The sequence below is a fragment of the Lentibacillus sp. genome (genome assembly GCF_035301925.1).
Classification (GTDB): Bacteria; Bacillota; Bacilli; order Bacillales; family Amphibacillaceae; genus Lentibacillus.
The window spans coordinates 44,079-55,953 of sequence record NZ_DATGTI010000004.1 but is presented as its reverse complement, the minus strand read 5'-3'; the positions used below and the strand labels follow the sequence as shown (position 1 = coordinate 55,953).

The 11,875-nt window shown below is 44.2% G+C and carries 10 protein-coding genes and 1 riboswitch; of the genes, 7 read left to right on the top strand and 3 right to left on the bottom strand.

What is annotated here, in order from left to right:
* Positions 1-123 precede the first annotated feature (123 nt).
* Both VK080_RS00365 and VK080_RS00360 read left to right on the top strand, forming a co-directional pair.
* Complete coding sequence (locus VK080_RS00365) at positions 124-381, top strand: YkvS family protein (protein ID WP_324222812.1); 258 nt, start codon at positions 124-126, stop codon at positions 379-381.
* On the top strand, positions 378-521 hold the full coding sequence (locus tag VK080_RS00360) for an FbpB family small basic protein (RefSeq protein ID WP_324222811.1): 144 nt from the start codon (positions 378-380) through the stop codon (positions 519-521). Before VK080_RS00365 ends, VK080_RS00360 begins: the two co-directional genes overlap by 4 nt.
* A gap of 440 nt (positions 522-961) precedes the next feature.
* On the opposite strand, the gene VK080_RS00355 is transcribed toward VK080_RS00360, so the two are convergent.
* Positions 962-1,729: an ABC transporter permease gene (locus VK080_RS00355; protein ID WP_324222810.1), complete on the bottom strand. Its 768-nt coding sequence runs from the start codon at positions 1,727-1,729 to the stop codon at positions 962-964.
* Positions 1,726-2,454 (bottom strand): phosphate ABC transporter ATP-binding protein, encoded by a 729-nt coding sequence (locus tag VK080_RS00350; protein WP_324222809.1) that lies wholly within the window; start codon positions 2,452-2,454, stop codon positions 1,726-1,728. The genes VK080_RS00355 and VK080_RS00350 overlap by 4 nt, the downstream gene beginning before the upstream one ends.
* A gap of 431 nt (positions 2,455-2,885) precedes the next feature.
* On the opposite strand from VK080_RS00350, the gene VK080_RS00345 reads away from it, so the two are divergent.
* Positions 2,886-4,055 carry a D-alanyl-D-alanine carboxypeptidase family protein gene (locus VK080_RS00345; RefSeq protein WP_324222808.1) on the top strand — a complete coding sequence of 390 codons (1,170 nt, stop codon included), beginning with the start codon at positions 2,886-2,888 and terminating at the stop codon, positions 4,053-4,055.
* 349 nt (positions 4,056-4,404) lie between these two features.
* Here VK080_RS00345 and VK080_RS00340 read toward each other — a convergent pair whose 3' ends face one another.
* Positions 4,405-4,905, bottom strand: coding sequence for a hypothetical protein (locus tag VK080_RS00340; RefSeq protein WP_324222807.1), 501 nt, complete (start codon positions 4,903-4,905; stop codon positions 4,405-4,407).
* Positions 4,906-5,387: 482 nt separating this feature from the next.
* Between VK080_RS00340 and VK080_RS00335 the strand changes: the two genes are divergently transcribed.
* The 4 genes from VK080_RS00335 (at position 5,388) to VK080_RS00320 (ending at position 11,460) form a co-directional block, all read left to right on the top strand.
* Positions 5,388-6,884 (top strand): amidase, encoded by a 1,497-nt coding sequence (locus VK080_RS00335; protein WP_324222845.1) that lies wholly within the window; start codon positions 5,388-5,390, stop codon positions 6,882-6,884.
* Between the two features lie 156 nt (positions 6,885-7,040).
* Positions 7,041-8,003: a MoxR family ATPase gene (locus tag VK080_RS00330; RefSeq protein ID WP_324222806.1), complete on the top strand. Its 963-nt coding sequence runs from the start codon at positions 7,041-7,043 to the stop codon at positions 8,001-8,003.
* Positions 8,003-9,271, top strand: a complete 1,269-nt coding sequence (locus VK080_RS00325; RefSeq protein WP_324222805.1) for a DUF58 domain-containing protein — start codon at positions 8,003-8,005, stop codon at positions 9,269-9,271. Before VK080_RS00330 ends, VK080_RS00325 begins: the two co-directional genes overlap by 1 nt.
* Positions 9,268-11,460 carry a transglutaminase TgpA family protein gene (locus tag VK080_RS00320; protein ID WP_324222804.1) on the top strand — a complete coding sequence of 731 codons (2,193 nt, stop codon included), beginning with the start codon at positions 9,268-9,270 and terminating at the stop codon, positions 11,458-11,460. The genes VK080_RS00325 and VK080_RS00320 overlap by 4 nt, the downstream gene beginning before the upstream one ends.
* 88 nt (positions 11,461-11,548) lie before the next feature.
* Positions 11,549-11,650: riboswitch (purine riboswitch) on the top strand.
* The last annotated feature ends 225 nt before the right edge of the window (positions 11,651-11,875 follow it).

Below are 11,875 nucleotides of genomic sequence, written 5' to 3'. Positions count from 1 at the left end.
AATAATTGAACATCGATAAATCAGATAGACACAGCGGGAAAATCAGCTGAATGGTTTTCCTGTCCAAAACGATGAAACAAGCTAAGGTGTATCTCAGGCTTGCGTTCTGTGAGGAGGTTCTATATGTTCAGACCTGACCGAAAAAAAGCCAGGCAAGGCGATATCATCGAATTTGAACAGGATGGTATGTTAATCAGAGGAAAAGTGCTGCCTTCGAAAACAAAAAACACCATTGTGGTTGATATAAGTGGTATGGAAAATTATGAAAAAATCAATCACGGCTATCCCAACACCGTCGTTAATCACAAAAATTACCGTGTAATCGAAGAGACACGTGGTGAATATGTCAATACAAATCGAATGGGGAGTGTATTCGGATGAGATCACGACCATTGAATTTCGAACAACTGGTACAGGAAAATAAACAGGAATTACTGGCTGATGAAAAGCGCGTCTCGCGAATCGAAATGCGTCTGGATAAGAAACAGGCAGCGTCATCAAGTGATAAACAGAAGACTTAGTGTCATTCTGTTTATATATAAATATTAACCCCCCTTTGTAACAAAACCGGAAAAGTGGCATGAACGGGAAATTTTTTCCTGGGTCATGCCATTTTTTTGTACTGATGGAATTTTCATATTTATCCGGACGTTTTTGCAACAGTCAGCCGGCAGGGTGGCGCCATTCCCGGATGAGGTGATGTACCCCCAATAACGGTTTTTGCGTCATTCGCTTCACCAGCCTATCGTATTTTCAACTATATTGTCCTGCATAGCTTTTCAATCCAAATTATATTCCGCCTATAAGAAGGATAGAACGCCCTGTTGAATGAAGTTTCGCTTTATCCCGCATGTAACGGACAGTAACCCGCCAAAGAACGGCGGCTACCTGCCCGTAAATGTCCGATTCTGCTCAACTAACATTCAACAGGATAGAACGCCCTGTTGAATGAAGTTTCGCTTTACTCGTTGTTTTCGTCGAATGTGTTCACTAGCTGCATGCGCTGGTTGAACAGGGTCGGATAGGATAAATAACCAAGCATGATGCTGGTAATGACGGCTGTTGTCAGCAGCAGGAAAAGAACGAGCAGCTGAAAGAGGACCGCCTGAACAGGATCGGCCCCGGCAATGATTTGCCCACTCATCATGCCCGGCAGCTGGACGAGACCGATTGTTTTCTGGCTTTCAATCGTTGGAATCGTACTTGCCTGAATCGATGACTTAAGTTGTGTATGAATGGCTTGTTTTGGTGTTCCACCGAGTGATAGGATCAGCTCGGTTTCGTCCTGATGCGCTTCAATTTCCGACGTGAAGCGGTTGAGAAACAGGATGGCCAACACCATCGAGTTGCCGACAACCATTCCGCTGATTGGAATAATGTATTGCGCAGTCGGGGGTGTGATGTTTAACCCAAGCAAAATGGCCTGTGTCAGTACTTCCACAAAAATAAATGTAACGACTAATTTCCAAATAATTCCTTTGATGGCAGCGCCTTTTCTCTGTGCATTATGTGTGGCAGCGACAATCATCAGTATGACCATCAGCACGATATAAAGCAAATTTTCATAGTTGAACACAAATTGCAGAACATACCCGACAGCCAGCAGCTGGATGATCGATCGTAGCGCTGCAATGATTGTATCTTTTTCCAGTCCAAGATTCAGCGTTTTGGATAAAACAATCGGGATGATGACGAATAGTAGAGATATGGATAATGTCAGAAAGCTCATTCGATTTCACCTCGCACAAATTGTTTTACCCGATCATTTTGCGGATGCTTCAAAAAATTGCTAGGGCCGGTTTCCACCACTTCACCGTCCATCATGACCCATGTCTCGTCGCCGATTGTGATCGCCTGCTGCAGGCTATGCGTGATCCATAAAATCGTTGTGCCATATTCGCGGCTAATACGTGTGATCAGCTCTTCGACATCCTGGCGGGAGACACTATCCAATGAAGAAGTGATCTCATCAAGCAGCAGAATGTCCGGCTGGTTCACAAGTGTTCTGGCAATCGATAACTTCTGCTGCTGTCCGCCGGATAAGTCCTTTGTTTTCTTTTCTAATGATACGTCATGCAGCCCGACAATATTCAGCAATTCGCCGGCACGCTCCTCGGGCAATTCATGTCCCTGCAGTTTTAACGGAAGTTCGAGGTTCTTCCGGATACTCCCGCTGATCATGGTTGCGTTTTGCAGCGCAATACCGACTTTGCGGCGTAATTCGACTGGATTATAGCTGTCAATTGGTTTTCCCTGGATATTAATAGTGCCTGAGTCTGGTGATTGCAAACCGTTGCATAATTTGAACAGAGTTGTTTTGCCTGCGCCTGAAGGGCCGACAACGGTCGTGATTTTCCCTTCAGTTATGGCCCCGGTAATATTTTTCAGAATATGTATGCCATCCGTGCCATAATTCACATTTTCAAACGTTATGGCATTCGCGTCATTTGTCATCTATGTCACTTCCTTTACGGCTAAAAGTTTAATCTGGATCAGTATCTTTATACCGAGGGGAGCTGTCGCTGCCGAAGTTATGCCGCATCTGGACAAGTAACGGTAATGGGATGCTGCACGTCGTGAAAAAATCCTACCTGCAGACATTTTATAACAGTTATTAAATAATAATTATTATTTATATCCTATACTTTTTCTGGGCATATTTCAATGAATGTGTATTTACGTTTCCTTTACGCATTTTCCGGCTGACGCTTGTACATTGCACCCTTATTCTGCTCAATTGCCGCCACTTTATCCCGCTATAGGGTCGCGTTTCCAAGATGTCCCAATTACAAGTAGATAACAATTTGTCAAAGTGGACAACAATTCGACAAAAATATTGTAAAATGAAAAAATAGAATGTTCGATAGATTAAAGCAGGTGTTATTGTGATTAAACGATTATTAATTCTGACAACCATCATAGCCTTAAATCCACTTTTCATGACTGTTTCGGATGCTGAATCGGATAGCTCAGAACCATCCTTAGCCAGTGAAGCCGCTGTAATGATCGATGCGGAGACAGGTGATATCCTTTATGAAAAAAATGCAAATGCCCCGATGTATCCGGCGAGTTTAACGAAAATTGCAACAGCTATTTTTGCCATCGAAACGGCTGACCTTGATGATACGGTAACGGTCAGTGAAAAAGCAAGGAACACTGGAGGAAGTAGCGTTTATCTGGAGGAAGGTGAGCAGGTCACATTAAAAAAACTTATCCAGGGACTGTTGATTAATTCCGGTAATGATGCAGGTGTGGTGATTGCCGAACATGTTAGCGGCAGTGTGGGGCAGTTCGCATCTGATATGAACGAATACTTGCAAAAGAGAGTCGGTATTCAGAACACACACTTTGAAAATCCCCACGGTCTCTTTGATTCCGACCACATGACAACGGCAGAAGACATGGCCAAAATAACGCAGTACGCTATCCGCAATGAAACGTTCCGGGATATTTTTGGGACCATCGAGCTTGAGTGGAACGGCGAATCCTGGGATACGACACTTGTGTCCCATCACAAATTAATGCGGCAGGAGCCTGATATAACCGGCGGGAAGACCGGGTTTGTTGATCAGTCCGGACATACGCTGGCGACAACAGCGCAAAAGGATGACTTAAACCTGATTGTCATTACATTAAACGCCAAATTAAAGAAGGCGTCTTATGAGGATACCATCGATTTATTGGACTATGGTTTTGCAAACTTTGAGCAATCTGCTATTGATAAAGGAACGATTTTTGAAGCCGGCAATGAAAAATATAAAACGGCACACCACCTGACTTATACACATAAGATCAATGAAGAAGTGCATCAGGATATCAGTGATGAAGGTGTGCTGAAACTCCGTAAACAAAATGGTGAGGTTATTTCTTCTTTTCAGTTAGAAAAACCCGGAAAGAAAAAAGTATCGGAAACAACTGAAAACGACGTTAAGGAAGATTCAATACTGGGGAGTACTTTATTCATGACTGTCATTCCGATCATTGTTGTCATGATCGGCATCATAGGTGTTGTTTATCGGCGTAAAAGAAAACAAGAAAAAAGGATCTTTACGTGAACATGACAGGTCCGTTTTGGTGAAGAAACATACGAAATAATATAGCAACTATCTGACCAAATCGTACGGAGGTTTGGTTTCTTTTTTCCGTGTAGCCCACCTGTCAACAGCACGGTAATTCGTTTGTTGTACTTTTTTAAATATAAAAATACCTTCATTCCGGTTAAAAAATTATAAATAACGAACACGCTTATCTATGCTTTTGGCATATTAGTGAAAACTGCCCGCTCAGTTCTTTAGCAAACATATCTATTACGCCCATCTAAGTAAGTTGTTCGAAAATACGATTTAGAACATGAATGAATCATGTTTTTGCGTAAGTTTCTTTCAACCGTTGTTGGTAAATATTCTATGTACCGATATCCCTGTCCCTTTCCAGTCTTTTCAGCAGCAACCAGCGAATGATGCCGCCAACAGTAAGGCCGACCGGCAAGCCTCCCAGCATTGGCAGCCACATCGGCCCGATTGGCTGGCCAAATATCGTAAAAATCGGTGAAAAGATTAATCCCACGGTTACGAAATAAGCTGAAAAGACGAATGGGACAAAGGCGTATGGTTTGCTTTCACCTTCAGCGTCTTTGTATGCATCCCACATGGCAAAGAAATAGAGACACGGATAGAACATGAGCCACCCGTAATTTGTCTGATTAATGGCTTCCTGTATGTTGCCATGAAAGCTTAAAATGATGATATCGTTGAAGTTTCCCAATACATTTATAACGAATTCCAAAATAATAAGTAATAGACCTTTAAAAAATTTCCGGTTTAAAAGTTGTCCAAATCCGGGCAGGGCGATACTCCAAAGCAGCGCTTCAAGTTTGTCAATGTGCTTCCCATATTTCTTGGCCATTTGATTTACCTTTTACCGTTAGGTTTGTGCATGTTATGTCTCCCGAGATCCCTGATAAAAATAGCCGTCCTGTTATGTTCATAACGTATCATGCCCTGTTTTCTTCTCATCGTTTCTTTCTCCTTTCATGATCACAGACAAACAAGCCCGGACTGCACTTTAGTTTGGCTGGAATGGAAAGTCTTATACCGTATAAACAATGAATTTTAGGAAACGCAGACGGCGATGACAGTCATAAATGAGGTGCTCGGATGAGTTAAGGTTATTTTACGGTTGCCTGCAGTTGTTGCCGCTATGTGCAATGCTCGTTTTGTCATATGTTATTGGTTTTATCATGTGACTGAAAATCACAGAAAGCAGAGGACCTTCCCGAAAAAAACGTGATAACGTGTCGTGCAAATACTATTTTTAAGTATCAGAAAAATCGGCAATCACCGGATAACGTGATACAATAAGTGGTAGCACATTACAGGAGGAATATGATGAACCTGCAAACATACTTGAAATTGGATGCAACCGATATCGCTGAACTTATCCGGATGAACGAACTCACGCCACAAGCATTTCTTAATCTTGCTTTCCAGCGCCTTGAACAGGTCAATCCTACCCTGAATGCTGTCGTACATGACCGCAAAGACCGTGTGATGGCCGAGGCAGAGAATATTAATACCGAACAGCCATTTGCGGGGGTTCCGATATTATTGAAAAACCTGTCACAGTCAATTGCCGGTGAATTGCTCACATCTTCTTCAAAATTAATGAAGGACACGGTCAGTCAGCGCGATGCGAATTTTGTCAGCAAACTGCGCGAAGCCGGATTTTTATTTATGGGACATACCAATACACCGGAATTCGGCTTGAAAAACATTACCGAGCCTGAGCTTTATGGTCCGACACGCAATCCGTGGAACACGAATCATTCGTCAGGGGGTTCCAGTGGCGGGGCTGCTGCGGCAATTGCTGCCGGCGTTATTCCGGCTGCGGGTGCCAGTGATGGCGGCGGCTCGATTCGCATCCCGGCTTCATTCACCGGATTGTTCGGATTAAAGCCGACACGCGGGCGTACACCCGTCGGACCCGGGTCCGGCCGGCAATGGCAGGGGGCATCGATTGATTTTGTACTCAGCCGGAGTGTCCGTGACAGTGCGGCACTGCTCGATATCTTGCAGGTCGTTCAGCCTGAAGCGGCGTTTCAGACACCGGCATTTTCAGGATCATATAAAGAAGATATGGAAGTACCTTTTACGAAACCGCTCCGGATTGCCTATACAACGGAATCACCGGTTGGCACACCTGTGTCAGACGATGCACGAGAAGCGGTTGCCAAAACAGTGCAATGGGTGGAGAAAGCCGGGCATACTGTGGAAGAAAAAGTCCATGATGTGGACGGCATCCGGTTAATGCAAGATTACTATATGATGAACAGCGGTGAAATTTCCGCGGTTACGGCTCAGTTGGAACGTTCGCTGAGCAGAGAACTCACGCCTGACGATGTTGAAATCGAAACATGGCTGTTGCATGAGGCGGGAAAATCGGTTTCCGCAGCGGACTTTTCAGAAAGTCTTGCATCATGGGATATGGCGGCTGCACAAATGGAAGCCTTTCACCGGACGTATGACTTTTTCATTACACCAGCCACGGCCTACACGGCACCTGAAATAGGAGAGCTGAGCCATTCGCAAGCCGATCAGGAAGCTTTGCACCAAAAAATGGAAAAGGCAGATAAAACACAGCAGCAGGCCATCATTTGGGATGTCTTTTTGCCAAGTCTCACTTATACACCATTTACGCAGCTTGCCAATCTGACCGGTCAGCCGGCCATGTCGCTGCCTGTGCATGTTTCAAGGGAAGGACTTCCGTTAGGCGTCCAAGTAATGGCTTCCAAAGGGAAAGAGAACCAACTGCTTAAGCTGGCATTTCAGCTGGAACAGTCCAATATTTGGGTGGGTATGAAAGACAACCCAATGCTAAATGTATAAAAAGTCAGATTATAATGCATAATGGATTCTAGCATTGATAGAGTAACGAGAGGGGGACATGGCGTCTGTCCCGCTTTTACTTCAACGGTCATTTTAGTATAGTAAACATGGAATAGAATGATTACCTCTAATAGAATGCTGGGAGGCGTTTACTGGATGATGGAGGATACTGCCGTTTTCAATGAAAAGATTGAGAGAGTTTTAACGAATATAAATAAAGTCATGATCGGCAAAGAGGAAGAAGCAACACTCAGCCTTGTTGCCCTTCTTGCCCAGGGTCACGTTTTACTGGAAGATGTGCCGGGCGTCGGCAAAACAATGCTTGTCAGAACTTTGGCTAAATCACTGGATTGCGATTTTAGACGTATCCAGTTCACGCCGGATTTATTGCCTGCCGATGTAACCGGTGTATCCATCTATAACCCGAAGGAATTGGAATTTGAATTCCGCTCAGGTCCGATTCTGGGAAATATCGTATTGGCAGATGAGATTAACCGCACCTCACCAAAGACACAATCCGCATTGCTTGAAGGCATGGAAGAAATGAACGTCACGGTTGACGGCAAAACGATTCCTTTGAAAAAGCCGTTCTTTGTCATGGCGACACAAAATCCAATTGAATATGAAGGAACATACCCGCTTCCCGAGGCACAGCTTGACCGGTTTATCCTTAAAATGAAACTGGGCTATCCGTCAGCTGAAGAGGAAATGCGTATGCTTGAACGCACGTCCAAAAACCACCCGATTGAGGCGATTTCAGCCGTGATGGATAAAGACGAACTTATGGATGTGCAGGAAGCGGTCAAGGAGGTCTATATCGATCGGAATGTGCAGCGATATATTATCAAACTGGTAACCGGAACACGCAACAACAGTGCTATCTATCTCGGTGTAAGCCCGCGTGGTTCGATCGCTTTAATGAAAGCAGCCAAGGCGTATGCTTACATTCATGGGCGTGACTATGTTCTGCCGGATGATGTCAAGTATCTGGCGCCATTCATATTGGCTCACCGGATCATTCTAAACACCGAAGCTAAATATGATGGCATGACAAGTGATTCGATTATTGAAGAAATCGTACGAAACACATATATTCCCATTCGAAAGGAATTTAATTGATGAAGGATAAGCTAAGGTTTGCGGGTAACTTAAGTTTCGTTATCTTTCTGCTGCTGCTTCTTTTTTCGTTTGCGATGTTCCAGGGCGGATTTGTCAGCTGGTTTCTGTTTTTTGCCAGCCTGCCGATTTTCTTGTATCATCTAGGGTTATTATTTTATCCCATTAAAAACTGGCATGTTACACGAGACCTTTCCCGCTATGTCACCAGGGCAGGAGATCATATTCAGGTAAACCTTCGCATTAAACGTTCCATTCCATATCCATTATATTATTGTATTTGTGAAGAGCTATTTCCCGATACCCTTCAGAAAGCGGATAACTATCTTGAACGGTATCGCTTATTGAGGAAGCCGGAAAAACGGCATATGACCCGTGAGATTAAAAAAGTTGTCTTTCCCGGCTTCAAGCGTAACATTGACATGCCTTACTCTATTGAGCAAATACCGCGGGGTGAACACCGGCTGCGGGCAGTGCGGATTCGGACCGGTGATGTATTCGGCATTGTGAAAAAAGAGCATATTTTTTATGTGGATGATCGGATTGTCGTCTTTCCAAATGAGCGGTCAGTCAGAATTACCGAAAATATCAACAGTTATGACCAGGGATCGGCTTCGTCACACGCGGTGAATTTAAAAAATACCAATGTCGCCACAGGTATTCGTGAATATATGCCGGGTGATAAATTCTCCTGGATCGACTGGAAACAGACAGCGCGAAAGAATACCGTCATCACAAAGGAATTTGAACAGGAAAAAAGCACAGATACGCTGGTCATCCTGGATGCCTGTCATGACCAGGGATTGAATGAACTGGCATTTGAAACGGCGATTGAACTGACAATGTCTCTACTTGAATCGATTCAAAAGCAGGTATCACAGACAGGCTTTTTGTCCATTGGGGAGGGCACTGTTTATTTCCCGGTGCATCATGATCCGGGCAAAAAAGATTGGATAAGAAGGCACCTGACAAGGATTCAGCCTGGAGGCACCATTCCGTTTGCCGTTAAGTTACGGGAAAAAATAATGCAAATCCCGTCCGGCACCAATATGATTCTTGTCACAACGCATTTGGAAACTGAGCTCCAGGACGTGATCAAGCAGATGAGACAACGGACAAGGAACCTTGTAGTGATTTTGATTCAGGCATCATCACTGATTTCCACTTACGAACAGAACATGATCCGGCGACTTCGTTCAGAAGGTGTTGTGATCAATGTTCTCACCGAAAATGAATTAGCCGGTAACATAATTGAGGTGAAAAGCGTTTGAAACGAAAAATCCCTTATATATACACCTCTCTATTATATATTTGTGCATTCATATTATTTTTGGAATGGTTGTATCCCGTTAATCAAATCGGTGATGTCGCCAATATGACAGTGTTCATTTTGTATACCGTGTTCTGCTTCTTTATTTCGATGCTTGGTGTGAAATGGTGGCTTTCAATGCCGCTGAAAGGTTTGGGGCTCATACTGATTATTGACAGTCTGTTTATGGCAGCGCCAATGTTAAGCAGAAGATGGATTGAGCAATTGTTGGTGGAAATGGCCTTCAACTTGAATGCTTTATTTGCCCAGCAATGGTACGAGCTCACGCCTCTATTCCGCAGTGTGTTATTTTTGCTGCTCATTTGGATGCTGAGTTATCTGCTCCATTATTGGTTTATCGTCATGAAGCGAGTATTTGTGTTCGTTTTACTGACATTTGTTTATCTATGTTTATTGGATACATTTACACCATATGAGGCGGATGCTGCCATTGTCCGCACGTTTATTGTATCGTTTGTTGCGCTCGGTATGTCGAATTTTTTCAAAGAAATCGATCGGGAGTCAGTTCATTTCTCATGGCTTAAGAAAACTCCCGTGTGGGTGATTCCACTCGTTGGGGTTGTCCTGTTTTCGACTTTGATCGGATATGCCGCCCCTAAATTTAATCCGCAATGGCCTGATCCAGTTCCATTCATCCAAAGTGCCGCTGAAAATGCCGGCGGTCCGGACAATGGATCAGGAATACAAAAAGTGGGATATGGCGAAGATGACAGCCGGCTGGGGGGCTCATTCTTACAGGACTATACGCCCGTTTTTCAGGCAGCAGCGAAAGATGAGCATTACTGGCGTGTGGAAACGAAAGATGTCTATACCGGCAAAGGCTGGGAAAAATCTGTTGAGCCGCAGTATGAACTGATGAGCGGTGAGCGAATCGGCATGCAAACATTTTCACCAAGCGTTGAAACTGAAGAATTTGATACCATGCTGGACTTTCATGATGACAGTGATATGGAAAAACTGGTTTATCCGTATGGCATTTCGCAAGTGACCTCAGAGCGTGACTTTTATTTGCGGACAGACTACGAGCATGGAGAAATCGGGACAGAACGGGATGGGGATAGTGTCAAACTTGATCAGTATACCATTACTTATCATTCCCCGTCTTTTGCCATCGATAAACTGCGTGAAGCGAGACCTGAAGATGATCCTGAAGCCATAAAAGAGCGCTATACACAGCTCCCTGAATCGTTGCCGGAGCGTGTCGGCGAGCTGGCGGCAGATATTACGGAAGATGATGACAACCGTTATGATAGCGCCCGTTCCATTGAATCTTATTTTGGCAGAAACGGGTTTACGTACCAGATTAATAACGTTCCGGTGCCTGAGGAAGATCAGGATTACGTGGATCAGTTCCTGTTTGATTCAAAAGTGGGGTATTGTGATAATTATTCCACGTCAATGGTCGTCATGCTGCGTTCGCTTGATATCCCGGCACGCTGGGCCAAAGGGTTTACAAGTGGCAAGGTGATTGAAAACGGCGATACAACGGATGATTATGATATTTATGAAGTCACGAATGCCAATGCCCATTCCTGGGTAGAAGTATATTTTCCCGGTTCAGGCTGGGTACCCTTTGAGCCGACACAGGGTTTTTCGAACTTGACTGATTTTCATATGAATATGGATGATATCGAGCAGGACAGTGCACTGGATTCCGAGGAAGAAGAAGCAATAGCTCAGGGGCAGCAGGAAGAGGTACTTGAGGAAGATGATACAGAAGCGGCGACAGCACAAAATAACGATAATACGGAAAATATTGACATAAATTGGTGGTATGTGCTGATTGTCGTTGCAGTGGCTGTGTTGATTGTGTTCTTTATCTACAGAACAAGATTCCGCTGGCGGACAGCTTATTTATTCTGGAAGCTGCAGCGCAAAAAGGATGCTCAGACGTTCCAGGAAGCCTATCACTATCTGCTCGCACTTCTAAAGCATAAAGGCTTGTTCAAAAATCCCGACCAGACATTGCGGGAATTCGCCAAACGGGTTGACTTCCGTTACAGCACTACCGCGATGCATCACTTGACACGTCATTACGAACAAATATTGTATAAAAACGAGATGAATAGTGAGGAAACCATTGAATTAAGCCAGTTATGGAAAAATTTAATGAAGCAAATCATGGCTTGACGCATGCCTGGTTGATTAGTAGAATAAATGAGTACTAACAGGCATGTTCAAACAGGGAGGATACCCATACTTTTTGAGCATCCACTAAAAAATGATTTCAAACGCCATTCGTATATCCTCGATAATATGGATCGAAAGTTTCTACCGGAGCACCGTAAATGCTCTGACTATGAAGGCGGAATTCGATAGGTTGATGTATGATAACCTGGATTTCTGTCTTCGTGCGGCTTTGGCTGCATAATGGCAGAAGTTCAGGCTATTTTATTGGATAATCGGAAGGAAAAGCGTTAATTCGCGCGGCACGGGTGTGATTTCGCGCGACACCTGCAAGAATTCGCGCGCGACTGGGCGTCAGCTCATGCTCGATGAGTTTGAACAACCTCTATAAGAAAAATGCTGTGTTTGATAGGAGCGG